Annotated in this window: 14 protein-coding genes and 1 pseudogene; 2 read left to right on the forward strand and 13 right to left on the reverse strand. The window is 66.3% G+C overall.

Annotated elements, in window-relative coordinates:
* From G3N97_RS28220 to G3N97_RS28265, 11 genes and pseudogenes are all read right to left on the reverse strand, one after another.
* Positions 1–214, reverse strand: a pseudogene (locus tag G3N97_RS28220) (HupK protein); the annotation flags it as partial.
* Positions 211–744: a [NiFe]-hydrogenase assembly chaperone HybE gene (hybE, locus tag G3N97_RS28225; protein WP_241030874.1), complete on the reverse strand. Its 534-nt coding sequence runs from the start codon at positions 742–744 to the stop codon at positions 211–213. The pseudogene G3N97_RS28220 and the gene hybE, both read right to left, overlap by 4 nt.
* Entirely contained in the window at positions 731–967 is a 237-nt protein-coding gene (locus G3N97_RS39670) for a rubredoxin (protein ID WP_241030875.1), read from the reverse strand. Before G3N97_RS39670 ends, hybE begins: the two co-directional genes overlap by 14 nt.
* Positions 949–1,827 (reverse strand): hydrogenase expression/formation protein, encoded by an 879-nt coding sequence (locus G3N97_RS28230; protein ID WP_205996284.1) that lies wholly within the window; start codon positions 1,825–1,827, stop codon positions 949–951. The genes G3N97_RS39670 and G3N97_RS28230 overlap by 19 nt, the downstream gene beginning before the upstream one ends.
* Complete coding sequence (locus G3N97_RS28235) at positions 1,824–2,261, reverse strand: hydrogenase (RefSeq protein WP_205996285.1); 438 nt, start codon at positions 2,259–2,261, stop codon at positions 1,824–1,826. Before G3N97_RS28235 ends, G3N97_RS28230 begins: the two co-directional genes overlap by 4 nt.
* Complete coding sequence (locus G3N97_RS28240) at positions 2,258–2,611, reverse strand: HypC/HybG/HupF family hydrogenase formation chaperone (protein WP_205996286.1); 354 nt, start codon at positions 2,609–2,611, stop codon at positions 2,258–2,260. The genes G3N97_RS28235 and G3N97_RS28240 overlap by 4 nt, the downstream gene beginning before the upstream one ends.
* The gene (locus tag G3N97_RS28245) at positions 2,611–3,285 is read right to left on the reverse strand and encodes a HyaD/HybD family hydrogenase maturation endopeptidase (RefSeq protein ID WP_205996287.1); all 675 of its coding nucleotides are present in this window, start codon (positions 3,283–3,285) and stop codon (positions 2,611–2,613) included. Before G3N97_RS28245 ends, G3N97_RS28240 begins: the two co-directional genes overlap by 1 nt.
* 1 nt (position 3,286) lies before the next feature.
* Positions 3,287–4,018 (reverse strand): Ni/Fe-hydrogenase, b-type cytochrome subunit, encoded by a 732-nt coding sequence (gene cybH, locus G3N97_RS28250; protein ID WP_205996288.1) that lies wholly within the window; start codon positions 4,016–4,018, stop codon positions 3,287–3,289.
* A gap of 20 nt (positions 4,019–4,038) precedes the next feature.
* Entirely contained in the window at positions 4,039–5,829 is a 1,791-nt protein-coding gene (locus G3N97_RS28255; protein ID WP_205996289.1) for a nickel-dependent hydrogenase large subunit, read from the reverse strand.
* Positions 5,826–6,944 carry a hydrogenase small subunit gene (locus G3N97_RS28260; RefSeq protein WP_074980979.1) on the reverse strand — a complete coding sequence of 373 codons (1,119 nt, stop codon included), beginning with the start codon at positions 6,942–6,944 and terminating at the stop codon, positions 5,826–5,828. Before G3N97_RS28260 ends, G3N97_RS28255 begins: the two co-directional genes overlap by 4 nt.
* 163 nt (positions 6,945–7,107) lie before the next feature.
* Positions 7,108–8,154: a HoxN/HupN/NixA family nickel/cobalt transporter gene (locus G3N97_RS28265; RefSeq protein WP_205996290.1), complete on the reverse strand. Its 1,047-nt coding sequence runs from the start codon at positions 8,152–8,154 to the stop codon at positions 7,108–7,110.
* Between the two features lie 209 nt (positions 8,155–8,363).
* Here G3N97_RS28265 and G3N97_RS28270 point away from each other — a divergent pair, with 209 nt between their 5' ends.
* Both G3N97_RS28270 and G3N97_RS28275 read left to right on the forward strand, forming a co-directional pair.
* On the forward strand, positions 8,364–9,791 hold the full coding sequence (locus tag G3N97_RS28270) for a S8/S53 family peptidase (protein WP_205996291.1): 1,428 nt from the start codon (positions 8,364–8,366) through the stop codon (positions 9,789–9,791).
* A 483-nt stretch (positions 9,792–10,274) separates the two neighbouring features.
* Positions 10,275–11,156 (forward strand): peptidylprolyl isomerase, encoded by an 882-nt coding sequence (locus G3N97_RS28275; protein WP_205996292.1) that lies wholly within the window; start codon positions 10,275–10,277, stop codon positions 11,154–11,156.
* 125 nt (positions 11,157–11,281) lie between these two features.
* Here the strand turns inward: G3N97_RS28275 and G3N97_RS28280 are convergent, their stop codons facing one another.
* Positions 11,282–13,312, reverse strand: coding sequence for a methyl-accepting chemotaxis protein (locus G3N97_RS28280; protein WP_205996293.1), 2,031 nt, complete (start codon positions 13,310–13,312; stop codon positions 11,282–11,284).
* 436 nt (positions 13,313–13,748) lie between these two features.
* Positions 13,749–14,494, reverse strand: a 746-nt coding sequence (locus G3N97_RS28285) for an HAD-IC family P-type ATPase (RefSeq protein ID WP_205996294.1), incomplete at its 5' end; no start/stop codon positions are given.

Below are 14,494 nucleotides of genomic sequence, written 5' to 3' on the forward strand. Positions count from 1 at the left end.
GGCCCGGTTGCGCGGCCGCGAGCGCCCAGTGAGCCGCGGCGCAGTGCGCATGGCGGCACAAGGCGAGCGCGGCGGGCACGAGCGCTTCCGCTTCGGCGACGCGCGCGCCGATCAGCAGGCGTTCGACGGGCAGCGGTTGCCATTCGGCGCTCACGTCGCGGACCCATTTGCTGTCGCCGCGCAGTGTCAGTGTGAGAACGTGGCTGCGGTTCATGGTCGGAGTCCGAACAAACGGCGGCGGCGCGGGTCGGCGGGCGGCGCGGGCGTGGCAATCGCGCTGGCGGTGGCATCGGTCGACGCTTCCGGCTCGAACAGCAGACGCAACACTTCATGCGCGGTGGCGAGCGCGCTGGCCTGATCGGCGAATTGCTGCGCGGGCGAAAACAGCGAGCACTGCCGGTACTCGCCGAGCGCATCGAGCCGCGCGGGCACGAACGCGAGCGTCGCGCCGGGCAGCGTCACGTCGATGGCGTCCGCCGCGCGCCAGGCCGCGAACGGCGCGTCGTCCGTTGGCAGTTGCAGCAGATTGATGCCCCACGGCGTGACCAGCACGCCGATCCAGCTCGCCTGCCAGACGCGAAAGCCCACGGCCGCGACTGCCAGGCGCGGATTCAGATACGGCAGATCGCGCATGCGCGTGGCGGCGATCTGCGCGAACGCGGCTTCGACGCGGCGCGACGGATCGTGCGCGGAATCGTGCACGGAATCGGCCGCGGCGTTGCGAACGACGTCAGGCGCGTGCATCGTCGAGCACCATGAATTGCTCGCGCGCGCCGTCGCAGACGGGGCATTTCCAGTGCGCGGGCAGGGCCGCGAACGGCGTGCCGGGCGCGATGTCCCAGACCGGATCGCCGTGCGCGGGATCGTAGACCCACCAGCAGATCTTGCATTCGAGACGGCTGGCGGGACGCAGCGCGTCGTTGTTGCCGAGGTAGCTGCCTTCGAACATCAGTGCGACTCCAGCCATTGCACGATCTCGCGCAGATGCTGCAACGAATCGCGCAGATCGTCGGGTGCGGCGAGCACGACTTCGGGCAGACGCGTGATCTCGACGGTGTCGAGCAGCACCTTGTTCGCGCCGTCGAAATATCGCACGCGCCAGACGTGGCGCAGCGCCGTGGCCATCACCATGCACTTGCCGTAGCCGGTCGAGAACAGTCCGACGCGCCCTTCGCCGAGCATGCCTTCGAGCCACGCGAGATCGTCGGGGCTGACCGGCAGCAGGCTGAAATTGATGGTGTGCTGGCCCGCGCCGCCGGTTTGCACGGCGCGCGCGTGGATGGCGGCGATTTCGCTGGCGAGCGAGGGCGCGTTCATCAGCGTGGCCTCGCCGACGGGCGGAATGGCCGCGTGCGCCGCGCCGCGCGCCGACGCTTCGAACACGACGGACGGCGCGGGCGCGATCTCGACGTAGTCGGCGATGCGCTCGCCTTGCGCGCCGACCGTGATCACGCGCCAGACGCCCGCGTAGCGCGCTTCCTGAATCTGCACGGTCGCGCCGTCGTCGCATGCGACGCGCGCCGAGACTTCGCCTTCGCCGAAGACCTGCGCGAGCAGGCGATGCGCGTCGGTGTCGAGCGCGTCGAGCGGAAAGCGGATGGCTTCGTCCGGCGACGCGAGGCTTTCGAGCGCGTCGATCATGCCGCGCAGCAGATGCAGCACGGCCGCGACGCCCGGCTCGCCCGGTTCGGGAAACGCCGGCGCGCGCCAGGTCTCGACTTCGACGGGCAGCGGCAGGCAGGACCAGGCTTCGTCGCCGGGTTGCTGCGGCTGCGAGCCGGCGCCGCTCACGAGCGGCAGGATGGGGATGAAATCGGCGCGGTTCATCGCGTGACTCCCGTGGTTTCCGTGACGCCTGTCGTCGCGCCGGCGGCGCACAGTCGCGCGAACGCCTGCACGTATTCGCGCCAGTCGCGCAGACCTTCGATCGTGCCGGCGAGCGCGCCGAAGTGCAGGAACACCAGCGCGGGCTGGCGCAGCACGCCGAAGCGGCGCGCGAGCGCGACGGAGGCGGGCGGGCTGGCGTAGGCGACCGTGAAGGCGTCGTCGCCGAATTGACGCAGCAGTTCGGGCAGGATCACGAGCAGGTCGGCGAATTCGGGGCGCTGCGCGGGATTGTCGAGCGGCAGCAGCACGAGTTGCGCGGCGCGCGCGGCCACGCCGTCGAGCGTGTGCTCGTCGACTTCCACGTAACCGTGGCGCGCGAGGCGTTCGCGCAGCGTGTCGAGGGTCGGGCCGCCGGAAAGCGTAGCGAGCGTCATGTTGGGGTGTCCGAAGTGTCCGGTGAACCGGCGCGCGTGCGCAGATGCGCGGGCAGAGACGGCTCGCGGTTCGCGAGATCGGCGAAAAAGCGGTCGAGGCCCGCTGCCGCCTGTGTACTGTCGATCTCGCCGCGCGCGATGGCTTCGAGCGCGTCGAGCGCCGCGTCGATGTCGCGCGCACGGTCGGCGTCGATCACTTCGCGCGCCGCGCCGAGGAAGGTGAGCACCCACGCGCCCGCGGGCAGCTGGCCGGTGAGCGCGAGGTCGACGGCGCACGCGCCGTGACGCGTGACCGCCTGCGCGACGAGACCTTCGGCGCAGACGATGCGTGCGGGAATGCCCAGGCACATCAGACGTTCTCCTGTGGCCGCCAGAAGCGCGTGTCGCCGTCGCGGTTCGCGAGGCGCTCGCTCGGGCGTCCGTTTTCGTAGGCCGCGAGCGCGAGGCTCGCCGCGTTCAACGGCTCGACGCGGGAAGGTAAAGCCGGGGAAGCCGGCCGTGCGCGCGGCGCGGCCTGCCAGCGTTCGAGGAAACGACAGGCTTGCGCGATAGCCGGTGCGATCTGCGCTTTCACGGCGTCGCGCAGGCTGCCGCCGAAGTCGTCGAGTTCGACCGGCTGCACGCCGATCAGCACGATTTCCTGCGGATAGTTGCCCTTGAGCTGCGCGCAGGCGAGCACGTCGGCGAAACCCATCTGATGCAGGCTCATGCGGCGCGCCTGCAGGCAAACGGGCACCTCGTCGCCCTCGCGCACGTCGAGCGTGCCGGGCGCGAGACCGAAGTCGATCGCGTCGAACACGATCAGCTTGTGCGCCGACTCCACGAGCGGCAGCAGCGCGAGACCTTGCGTGCCGCCGTCGACGAGTTCGACGTTCGGCGCGCACGCGTATTGCGCGTTGAGCGCCTCGACGGCGCGCACGCCGAAGCCTTCGTCGGCCCACAGCACGTTGCCGATGCCGAGTACGACGATGTGCGGCGGCGCTGCTTGAGGCGCACTTTGCGAATGAGAGATCGAGTCGCGCATGTCAGTTCTTGAACATGCGGAAGCCGCTGATCATCGTCGAGATCATGCTTTGCTTCGACATGATGTCTTCGCGAATCGCCGCATACACGTGGATCATCACGAACAGCACGATGCTCCACATGCCCAGACGGTGCCAGCTGTGCAGCGCGAGACTGTTGCCGCCGACGAGCGAGATGACCCAGCCGAACGTGTGCGAGGCCCAGCTCTTCGTGCCGAGGCCTTCGCCATAGAGCGCGAAGCCGCTCACGCACATCAGCACCGCGACGATGAAAAAGCCGCACATCGCGAGTTGACCGAGCGGGTTGTGGCCGACGTATTTCTTCGGATAACGCGCGAGGAACAGATACCAGCGGAACTCGTAAAACAGTTCGCGCCACCACTGCGGATCCCAGACCGGCACGAGAAATATCTCGCGCGAGAAGTGATTGCCGAAGAACGCCCAGCACACGCGGAACACGAGCCCCACGGCGAGCACGTAACCCGCGGTGAAGTGCGCGAAGCGCAGCCAGCCCATCATGAAATGCGCGCTGGCCTCGCCCGAGAGCGTGGGAAAAACCGGCTTGCCGATCAGAAAGCCCGTGCCGGTCAGCACGATCACCGCGAGCACGGTGAGCCAGTGCCACAGCCGCACGGGCGCCTGGTAAACGTAGACCGACGTGACGCGCTTGCCTTCGAATTCGGCGGGCGCGTTGCCGTCGAAACTGTAGGTCTTGAGTTGCTTTTGCCTGGACATTGCGACCTCGCTTGCGCGCCTCAGCGCACCTGAACGTTGACGAGTTCCTCGCCCGCCGGCCCGATCACATGCGTCGAGCAGGCGAGACACGGGTCGAAGCTGTGCAGCGTGCGCAGGATTTCGAGCGGCTCGTCGGGCTTCGCCATCTTCGTGTTCATGAGGCTGGCCTCGAACGCGCCGATCTGGCCTTGCTCGTCGCGCGGCGAGCCGTTCCATGTGGTCGGGACGATGCACTGGTAGTTGTCGATCTTCGTGTCGCGGATCTGGATCCAGTGACCGAGCGCGCCGCGCGGCGCTTCGGTGAAACCGACGCCCTTGACCTGCGCGGGCCACGACGCGGGCTCCCATTTGTCGACGTTCGCGGTGGCCGTGTCGCCGGCCTTGAGATTGCCGATCAGGCGGTCGAAGAAGTACTTCATCTTCGTGGCGGCCCAGTCGGCTTCGAGCGCGCGCGCCGCCGTGCGGCCGAGCGTGGAATTGAGCGCGGAAACCGGCGCGCCGAGCTTCGCGAGCAGCGCGTCCACCGGCTCGCGAATGTCCGCGCGATTCTGGTGATAACCGATCAGATAGCGCGCGAGCGGACCCACTTCCATCGCGTGACCGCGCCAGCGCGGCGCCTTGATCCACGAATACTTGCCCGATTCGTCGATCTGCTCGATCTTCGTGCGATGGCCTTTGGTCGCGCCGCCCAGTTCGAAATGCGGCTCCGTCACGCCCTCGAACGGATGCAGGCCCTGCTTGCCGTCCGGATAGCGATACCACGAGTGCGCGACGAACTCCTGCACTTCCTCGGGGTTGTGCAGATCGACGGGCAGGATCTCGTTGAAGTTGCCGTTCACCACGGCGCCGCGCGGCACCAGCAGGTTCTTGTCGCTGTAGTCGTTGGCGTGGTCGGGGAAGTCGCCGTACGAGAGCACCGACTGCCCCGAAATGCCGCCGCCGATCGCGGCCCAATCCTTGTAGAACGAGGCGATGGCGACGACGTCGGGCAGATACACCTGCTGCACGAATTCGATCGTGCGGTCGATGATCTGCGAGACGAGATTCAGACGCTCCATGTTGACCGCGCCGACTGCGCCCACGTCGTCGATATTGATCGCGCAGGGCACGCCGCCGACGAGCCAGTTCGGATGCGGATTCTTGCCGCCGAACACCGTATGCACCTTGACGATTTCCTTCTGGAAATCGAGCGCTTCGAGGTAATGCGCGACCGCCATCAGATTGGCTTCGGGCGGCAGCTTGTAGGCCGGATGGCCCCAGTAGCCGTTGCGGAACGGCCCGAGCTGGCCCGAATCGACGAAACGTTTGAGCCGCGATTGCAGGTCGCGGAAGTAACCCGGCGAGGACAGCGGCCAGTCGGAAATGCTCTGCGCGAGTTCGGACGTGCGCTTCGGGTCGGCGTTGAGCGCGCTCACCACGTCGACCCAGTCGAGCGCGTGCAGGTGATAGAAGTGCACGAGGTGGTCGTGCACCCACAGCGTGGCCTGCATGAGATTGCGGATGAGATTCGCATTCTCGGGAATCGCGATGCCGAGCGCGTTCTCCACCGCGCGCACCGACGTGAGCGCGTGCGTGCCCGTGCAGACGCCGCAGATGCGCTCGACGAAGGCCCACGCGTCGCGCGGATCGCGGCCGCGCAGGATCACTTCGAGGCCGCGCCACATCGTGCCCGTGGAGACCGCGTTGGTGATGACGTTGTTGCTGTCGAGATTGACTTCGCAGCGCATGTGGCCTTCGATGCGCGTGACCGGATCGACGATCACGCGGCGGCCGCTGTTGTCGAGCGTGAAGCCCTGGGTTGCGTAGCTCATTGCCGCGGCTCCTGATGGTTATTGTTGTCGTGGATCTCGTGCAGCGGCTTGAGGTCGGTGCGCTTGAGCACGGTGCTCTTGATCGCGCTGACGACCGCATGCGCGGCGATGGCCGCGCCCGCCACGCCGGCGACGCTCATGCCGATGCGGTCGGCGTTCTGCTCGATGCCGAACTGGTTGATGTCGACCACGCGGTCGTAGAACGAGCCCTTGTCCCAGAAGCCGTTTTCCGAGCAGCCGAGACAGCCGTGGCCCGACTGGATCGGGAACGACACGCCGTCGTTCCAGCGCACCGTCGAGCAGGCGTTGTAGGTGGTCGGGCCCTTGCAGCCCATCTTGTAGAGGCAGTAGCCCTTGCGCGCGCCTTCGTCGTCCCAGCTTTCGACGAACTGGCCCGCGTCGAAGTGCGGACGCCGGTAGCATTTGTCGTGAATGCGCTGGCCGTAGAACATCTTCGGGCGGCCCTGGCGGTCGAGCGGCGGCAGGCGGTCGAACGTGACCATGTAGGTGATCACGGCGGCCATCACTTCGGGAATGGGCGGGCAGCCCGGCACCTTGACGATGGGCTTGTCGAGGATCACGTCGGCGATCGGCGTGGCGCGCGTGGGATTGGGCTTCGCCGCCTGCACGCAGCCCCACGAGGCGCACGCGCCCCACGCGATGACGGCTTTGGCGTCGGCGCTCACGCGCTTGAGCTTTTCGACGAAGGGTTCGCCGCCGGGAAAGCAGAACATGCCGTCTTCGTTGAGCGGCGGATTGCCTTCCACGGCGACGATGTAGTTGCCCTTGTACTTCGTGCGGATGTCTTCGAGGATCGCCTCGGCCTGGTGACCCGCGGCGGCCATGATCGTGTCGTCGTAGTCGAGCGAGATCATGGAGAGAATCGCGTCTTTCGCGAGCGGGTGCGCGCTGCGGATGAACGATTCGGTGCAGCAGGTGCATTCGAGCCCGTGCAGCCAGATCACCGGCGTGCGCGGACGGGTTTCGAGTGCGTGCGCGATACGGGGCACGAACGCCGAACCGAGACCGAGCGCGGTGGCCGTGAGGCTGCAGAACTTCAGGAAGCTGCGCCGCGTCACACCCTGTGCGCGCATGGCGTCGTAGAACGTCTCCAAGATGGCCTCCTTGATGGACCTTGTGGGCTGCGAAAAAGTGGAATGATCTGGCCTGGGTGGCCATCTTGTTTTGACCGGAGTCAATTCAGATTGGCTATCGGATAATTCCGATGCGTGCGGGCGTATTCAGCGGCAGGCCGAGATGCGGGACTGTCAGAATTCGTCAGGAATGACCGGCTGGCGTGCGCGATGCGCCTGCGCCGGATCGGGCGCGAAAACGCACCATCGACGCGATCCAGCCAGCGGCGAACAAACCGACGACGATGAACCCGCCGAGGCCCAACTGGTCGCCGAGCGTATCGACGGCGCGCCAGAGACCGCCTTCGAGATGGAGGCGCTGGCCGATCAGCGAGAGCGCTTCGATGCCGCCCACGACGATCGCCACGACGACCGAGAGCGCAGTCATCGACAGGTTGTAGCGCAGCTTGCGCAGCGGGTCGTCGAGCGCCCAGCCGTAGGCGCCCAGCATGAGCAGGCTGTCGGTGGTGTCGGCGAGCGTCATGCCCGCCGTGAAGAGCGCGGGGAACACGAGGATCGCCCAGATCGGCAGGTTCTGCGTGGCGCTCGCGGCGGCGATGCCGAGCAGGCCGATCTCGCTCGCGGTGTCGAAACCCAGACCGAACAGGAAGCCGAGGAAATACATGTGCCAGCCGCGCGTGACGAGCCGCATGAGCGGGCGCAGCAGCCGCGCGATCAGGCCGCGGCCCGCGAGCAGCACGTCGAGATCGGCTTCGTTCCAGGCATCGCCGCGCTGCACGCGACGATAGGTGCGCAGAATCGAGCGCAGGATCAGCAGATTGAACAGTGCGATGGCGAACAGAAACGCCGCCGAGACGCAGGTGCCGATGAGCGCGCCGGTGTCGCGAAAGCGCTCGAGCGGGCCTTGCAGCGAGGCGGCCGTGGCAGCGATTGCAATGGTTGCGAGAACAACGATCGTCGAATGACCGAGCGAGAACGCGAGGCCGACTTCGAGCGGACGCTGCCCGGCTTGCATGAGCTTGCGCGTGACGTTGTCGATGGCGGCGATGTGATCGGCGTCAAACGCATGGCGCAGGCCGAGCGACCACGCCAGCAGGCTCGTGCCGAGCAGCGCGGGATGATCGCGGAAGACGCAGATGGCCCACAGCCACGCGCCCGTGTTCAGGGCCAGCAGGAAGGCGTAGAGGGCGGCGATCTTGTGGCGCAAAGGCGGCCGGGAGGCGGGCGTCATGAAGCGGTGCTCGGGCTGGTGCGGGGTGCCGGGCGCCTGGCGCGTTGGCGAACCGGCGCTCAGGCGAAATTGAGCGCGCACGGTAACAGCATCGAGTGATTGCGAGCGTGGGTTTTGCGTGATGGTTGATCGCGCGCAAGGGCGCTGTGTGCGGGCGGACACGTTCTTTTTGGGATGCCGACGCAGGCTGGTGGATTGCGAGATGTCCGATGCGCGTGGCGTTCAATGTGCAGACAATTCCGCATTCGTTTTCGGAGATTTCTTGTTGTTCGCGCAACGGGTTGTCTGCAAGATCGTGCGGCGTCGACTTTCAGGGAAAGTCGAAATCTATAAAATCAGCCGAGGCCCTTCCAGTGAAAAATCCCGATTTATCCGCAGCCCGACGCAGCGTCGTTGCTATCGCGCTCGCAACGGCAACCTTCGCCGCCCACGCCTGGCCAACGGGTTGGCCGTCTACTGCGACGATCCCCTGGAACCTCGGCGGATCGACGAGCGGCATCTACACCGATCGCGACGGAAAAGCCTGGGACGGTACCGGTTGGGTGGTCGTCGATATCGATGGCGCGTTTCGCACGGATAACCCGGTATTCAAGACGGCAAGCGGGAAATCGAAGGTCTTGAGCGAGGCCTGCTTTGGGCAGAAGACCGGCACGAACTGGGGGAGTTTGTGCAAATCGCAAACGTGGGTGACGCGACCCTTGCCGGGCGATCCGTCGGCGGGCTACTGGTTTAGCAGTGCGACGGGTTCATCGCTGCCCTCCGACTCGCCGGACAACATCTGCCGCGACGACGCCAATTCCGAAACGCCACCGTATTGTCATTACTACCACGGCAGCGCGACGGCCGGGATCATGGTCGGCCAGCAAACTCCGCGTAACGAAGCCGATGGCACGCGCTTCGTCTACACGGGCGTTGCGCCGGGCGCGCAGGTCATCACGCTCAAGGTGGGCGGCGGAACCGGCACCATCGCCAATGCGGGCTGGCCGATCAATTCGGTGGTGGATGCGCTGAGTTATGTCGTCCAGCTGATGAAGGCGACGCCCAGACCGCCTGTCGCGGCCGTCAACATTTCCGCGAATGGCAGTTCGGTGGCTGGGCAGTCGGCGTGCGGGGCCGGCGGCGACGGCGCCCGCATCGACCAGCTTGCGGGCGAACTCAAAGCGATGCACGTCGCAGTGGTGATGGTGGCGGGCAACGACGCGCTGAACGGCGGTACCGGGACGTGGACGTGCGGCAGCAATGTGGTCGTCGTGGGCGCGACGGGCGTCATCAATCCCACGGTGCCGACCGACTATACGAACATTTCGCAGAAGGTCGCGCTGTTCGCGCCAGTCGGTACGGCGGAGAGGTCGACGGGTGATTTCGTGCTGGCTCCGTGGGCGGGGCTCGGTTCGTTCTACGTGTGGGGAACCTCATTTGCGTCGCCGCAAGTGGCCGCGGCGTTTGCGGTGCTTCGGCAGAAGTTTGGCGCTAACGCGTCGGTGGATGCGCTGGTCGATCTGATGAAAACGACAGGGCAGCCGCTCACGGGGACGCGTGCGGGTTTGGCGGCTTCTGGGGCGTCCGTCGTCAATATCAAAGCTGCGCTCGATGGTCCGGTGCCTGCGGCCGATCCGGCGTGGAGTGTTTCGCGATGATGGCTGCCGGGTTGGCAGCATATTGAGTTTTGGGTTGCAGCGTGCCACGCGCTGCTTCTCTGCAGCACCCCAAAGTTTTCCACAGTTTTCGTTGATAGCCCTGTGAGTAACCTTTGGGTGAGTTCGCCAACTCACTGAAGCACAAGCGCTTTTTCCCGCGATGCCCCGTTTTGGCACACACCGCCATCTGCCGCAAAAACAGGCGCCATCTTGTCCACAGAAATTGTTGGCAGCCCTGTGGACAAGCTGTCTGCATCTTTGCCAGGCCGTTGATCTGGCAGCGATTCCTCGCAACGGACACTCAGTAGGCCACCTCAGCATCCCAATTCCTGTGCTGACCTAAGTCACATCCCGAGCGACTACTTCGATACTTTGACAATTGCTGACGTATTCCTAAGCGAACTTCCGCTAGATTCCCTCGATTGGCCTTCCGCCGCGAAGCGCACACGCATTCAAACCTTGGAGTTCCCTGCAGTGATCCGCATGTCCTACCTGATCCGCACGCTGTGCGTGACCGCATTCGCTTCCGTGACCGTCAGCACCATGCTGCCCACGCTCACCCACGCGGCTGGCGAATCCAGCGCGACGTCGCAGTCGGCGGCGCTGCCGGCCGGTGCGGTCGCCGTCGTCAACGGTGTGGCCATTCCGCAATCCGCGCTCGACGAAACCGTCCGCAAGGTCACCGCCAACGGCGCACCCGACGCGCCGCAACTGCGCGCGGCGCTGCGCGACGGTCTGATCGCCCGCGAACTGCTGCGTCAGCAAGCCGTCCACGATCACTTCGACAAGCGCCCCGAAGTCGCTCAGGCGCCCGAGGCCGAGAAGACCGACGTGGCGATCCGCGCGTGGCTCGAAGCGAACGTGCGCGCTGCCGATCCGACCGAGCGCCAGATCAAGGCGCGTTACGACACCGTGAACGCCGAGCTTGGTCAGTACGAGTTCAAGCCGCAGCTGATCGTCGTTGCCGATCAGGCCGCTGCGCAAAACGCGATCGCGCAATTGAAGGCGGGGCAGACGTTCGACGCCGTGGCGAAGCAGGTCAGTCTGGCGCCGTCGAAGGCGAACGGCGGCCAGATGCCGTGGGTGAGCTTCAAGACGCCCGTGGTCGACGGCAAGACGCGCGGCGTGCCGACGGATGTCGCGCAGGCGCTCGCGCAATTGCAGGTGGGCGGCGTCGCGCCGCAACCGGTCAAGTCGGACAACGCGTGGGTCGTCGTCAAGTTGCAGGACAAGCGTCCGATGAAGGTGCAGAGCTACGCCGAAGTGAAGGACGAAATCCGTCGTCAACTGAAGGCCGAGGCGCTGGACAACGCCGTGAACCAGCGCGTGCAGTCGCTCGCGAGCCGCGCGACCATCGTGCGTTAAAACCCGCGCGCGAAGCCGTGTGCTTTGCGGCCACGTTCGCAGCCAATAAAAAAAGCCGGGCGGCGCGCCATGCGCCATCCGGCTTTTTCGTTGCGGCCCGCGCGCCGAAGCGCGCGAACTTTTGCCTAGCCGCGCACCTTGAACACGCTCACGAGTTCCGCGAGCGTCGCGGCCTGTTCGGACAATGCGGCGGCGGCGCGCTCGGCGTCGCCGACCAGCACGGCATTTTGCTGCGTGGCCTCGCCGATCTGCGAGACCGCGATGTTCACCTGCTCGATGCCGCCCGACTGTTCGCGCGAGGCCACGCTGATCTCGGCGATGATCGAGCGCACCTCTTCGACGCGCGTGACGATCGCGCGCATCGTTGTGCTCGCTTCGCCCGCGATGCGGTAGCCGGTATCGACGGTCGAGGTCGATTCGGTGATCAGCTCGGCGATCTCCTTGGCGGCCGCCGCGCTGCGCTGCGCGAGCGCGCGCACTTCGCTCGCCACCACGGCGAAGCCCTTGCCGTGCTCGCCCGCGCGCGCCGCTTCCACGGCGGCGTTGAGCGCGAGGATGTTGGTCTGGAACGCGATGCCGTCGATCACGCTCGTGATGTCGCCGATCTTCTGCGAGGCGCGGCTGATGTCCTGCATCGTCGCCACCACGCGTTCGACGGCGCGGCCGCCTTCGAGCGCGGCCTCGGCGGCGCCCGTCACCACGGTGTTGGCGCGTTGCGCGTGGTCGGCGTTCTGCTGCACGGTCGAGGTGATTTCTTCCATGCTCGCCGCCGTTTCTTCGAGGCTGCTCGCCTGACTCGCGATCCGTTCGGCGATCTCGCCGCTGCCCTGGGCGATGCGCGAGGTGCCGTCGCTCATTTGCGCGCTCGCGCTGCGCACCTGCGAGACGATCTGCGCGAGGCCCACGCCGATGCCGTCGATCGCGCGCGTGAGGCGGCCGATTTCGTCCGCGCCCTGAGTCTGCGCGTCGTCGAGCGAGGCGGATGATACGGATGATGCGTGCGTCGACTGCGCGCCGCGCGGATCGAGCGACGCGCCGATGCGCACCGTGAGGTCGCCCGCCGCGAGTCGGCCGGCGGCGTGCGCGGCGGCGTCGAGCGGCTGGCTCACCATGCGGCGCGCGGCGTAGATCGAGAGCGCGGCGAACAGCACCACGAGCACGAAGCCGATCGCGGCGAAGCGGTTACGCGTGGCGTTCACTTCGGCCATGATTTCGTCGCGCGGCACCACGCCGCCCACGAGCCATTGCCATTGCGGCGCGCTCACGAACGAGACCAGTTTCGCGCGCGCGTCGTGCTCGCCGAGCGAGGCGTCCGCGCCCGTGAACTCGAAGGTGCCTTCGCCGGCTTCGAGCATGCGCGTGTAGGGCGCGTTGGCGTCGTCGTAATGCTTGCCCGCGTCGGCCGGATGCACGATGAAATTGCCGCGCGTGGCGCCGTTCGACGCGTCCAGCACGAAGTAATAGCCGGTCTGGCCGAGCTTGAGCTTGCCGATCTCCGACTTGATCGCGTCGATCTGCTTGTCGACGTCGACGCCCACGAACAGCGCGCCGATCACCTTGCCGCCGGCGTCCGTGATCGGCCGGTATTCGGTGATGTATTGCTTGCCGAACAGTTGCGCGAGGCCCGCGAAGCTGCGTCCGCCGAGGATCGGCTCGTAGGCCGGGCCTTTGCGGTCGAGCAGCGTGCCGATCGCGCGCGAGCCGTCCTGCTTCTTGAGCGAGGTCGTCACGCGCACGAAGTCGTCGCCGCTGCGCGCGAACACGGTCGCGATGGCGCCGCTGCGTGCGAGGAATTGATCGGGGATCGAGAAGTCGAGGTTCAGCACATGGTCGCCGACCTTGAAGGTCGGCGTGGCCTTGCCGTTGATGTCGACGGTCTGCGTGGGATCGAGCGCGAACTCGCCGGGCAGGAAGCTCGCGAAGAGCGACATCGAGCGGTCGACTTCGGCGTCGAGTGCGCTGTCGATGAGGGCGATCGTCGAGGCGACCGAATGGTCTTTCTCGGCGATGCGCGCGCGCACCTGGTCGCCGACCTGATTGGCGGCGCTGTTCGTGAGCGCCCACGTGAAGGCCGCGAAGATCGCGGCGACGAGCACGCACGAAAGTAGCGCGAGCCGCACGCCGACGCTCGTGCGTCGCTGGACGGATGGAATCATTGAAGCGGTTCCTGAAAAGAATAATGCGGAGGGACCGGGCGCTTTCGAAGCGCTGGCAAACGAATTACGGCCAGCTTTGTGAATCCTTGAGGGGTGCGCGAAAAAATGTGCGGCGATGCAACGAAGCGCGCGGCACAGGCAAGCAAATGCGCGTTAAATAGCGATTTTTGCGTTATATCCTCAGATGAATAACGCTCGCGGCGCGCGTGCGCTTTCGGCGTGAATCGCAATAATCGCGCGTTAGCGCAACGTTAGCTCGATGCGACCGATACTTCGCACACGAAAATAATGCATTCCGATCTGCGCAATAAATGGGAATGGGGAATGCGAAATCGTGAGACGAAAAAAAGCGCGCGACGGCGGTGGCCGTCGCGCGCTTAGTTTGAACAGCGTTTGAACAACGCGTTTGAACTGCGCTCGTGCGAAAGAGGGCGCTTTAGCGTTTGTCGCGCCAGGTGCGCAGCAGCAGCGCGTTGGTCACGACGCTGACGCTGGAGAACGCCATCGCCGCGCCCGCGAGCATCGGGTTGAGCAGGCCGAAGGCGGCGAGCGGAATCCCGATCAGGTTGTAAATGAACGCCCAGAACAGGTTCTGCTGGATCTTGCGCCACGTGCGCCGCGAGATGTCGATTGCCGCGGCGACGAGCGCCGGGTCGCCGCGCATCAGCGTGACGCCGGCCGCGTTCATCGCCACGTCGGTGCCGGTGGCCATGGCGATGCCGATGTCGGCGGCGGCCAGCGCGGGCGCGTCGTTGATGCCGTCGCCGGCCATCGCGACGATCGCGCCGGTGCGAATCTTGAGGTCGCGGATCGTGCGCGCCTTGTCGTCGGGCAGGACCTGCGCGTGGACTTCGTCGATGCCCAGTTCGGCCGCGACGGCGTGCGCGCTGCCCGCGTTGTCGCCGGTCACGAGCACGCTGCGGATGCCCATCGACTTCAGACGCGCGATGGCGTCGCGCGCGGTCGGTTTCACGGTGTCGCCGAATGCGAGCAGGGCGAGCACGGTGTCGGGCTTTGCGTCGGTATTCTCGTTCGACTCTGCGCCGGACTGCGTCCCGATCAGCCACGAAATCGTGTTGCCTTCGGCTTCCAGCGCCGTGGCGCGCGCCGCGAGCGCGGACGGCACGTCGAGCGCGAGTTCTGCGACCCATCGCGCGCTGCCGATGGCGAGCTGCCAGCCTT

Source organism: Paraburkholderia sp. Ac-20347 (assembly GCF_017104805.1).
Taxonomy (GTDB): Bacteria; Pseudomonadota; Gammaproteobacteria; order Burkholderiales; family Burkholderiaceae; genus Paraburkholderia; species Paraburkholderia tropica.